Below are 1,022 nucleotides of genomic sequence, written 5' to 3'. Positions count from 1 at the left end.
CCTGATTTGGCCTGGATCCCGATTGAAAAGTGGGAAGCTTTGGATCCCTCAGTCCGTCAAGGATTTTTGCCCTTGTGCCCCGATTTTGTGGTGGAGATCCTCTCGCCCACCGATTCTTGGATCCAAACTCAGGCCAAGATGCAAGAATACATGGACAACGGCTGCCGGCTGGGGTGGCTGCTGGATCCCAAGGCCAAGCGGGTGATGATCTACCGACAAGGGCAAGCGCCGGAATTGGTCGAAGATCCGGAAACCCTATCAGGAGAGGACGTGCTGCCGGGCTTCACCTTGCCCATCCGCAAGATCTGGTCGGCTTGATATGAGTAGCTTTCACGGATTTACGATCCCTGATACAGCTTTTTTCCACACCCTTAACCCAGCCAACTCTGATGGATCTCTTGCATGACAGGGATCCCACGCAATTGCAGAACTCTCCCAACCTTGGAAACAGCTGCAGTAAAAATGTTGAGCGATAGGCCAAAAACAGGCGGAGTCACACTACCATGGCTGCTCTGACTCTGAATCTATCTCCCCTGATAACCCTCAGCCGAGCAGATTTTATCCGGCTTTGTGCCGCCAATCCTGAGCTGAAGCTGGAGCGTACTGCCCAAGGAGAATTGGTCATCATGTCTCCAACCGGTGGGGAAACGGGCAATCTTAACTTTGAAATTGCCGGGGAAGTTTATGTTTGGAATCGGCAATCGGGCCGAGGGAAAAGCTTTGATTCTTCCACCGGATTTTCCTTGCCTTCAGGCAGCGACCGCTCCCCTGATTTGGCCTGGATCCCGATTGAAAAGTGGGAAGCTTTGGATCCCTCAGTCCGTCAAGGATTTTTGCCCCTGTGCCCCGATTTTGTGGTGGAGATCCTCTCGCCCACCGACTCTTGGATTCAAACTCAGGCCAAGATGCAAGAATACATGGACAACGGCTGCCGGCTGGGGTGGCTGCTGGATCCCAAGGCCAAGCGGGTGATGATCTACCGACAAGGGCAAGCGCCGGAATTGGTCGAAGATCCGGAAACC

General features: G+C 53.7%; 2 protein-coding genes. Both read left to right on the top strand.

The window, feature by feature from the left end:
- On the top strand, positions 1 to 318 hold a 318-nt coding region (locus NW837_RS11425; protein WP_414331628.1), incomplete at its 5' end, for a Uma2 family endonuclease.
- Between the two features lie 185 nt (positions 319 to 503).
- Positions 504 to 1,022 (top strand): Uma2 family endonuclease (locus tag NW837_RS11420; RefSeq protein WP_414331627.1); only part of this gene is annotated, 519 nt, incomplete at its 3' end.

Origin of the sequence: Synechococcus sp. R6-10 (assembly GCF_047461815.1) — a bacterium.
Lineage (GTDB): Bacteria > Cyanobacteriota > Cyanobacteriia > Thermostichales > Thermostichaceae > Thermostichus.
The sequence above is the reverse complement of the archived record's forward strand: the minus strand, read 5'-3'. Positions and strand labels throughout refer to the sequence as shown.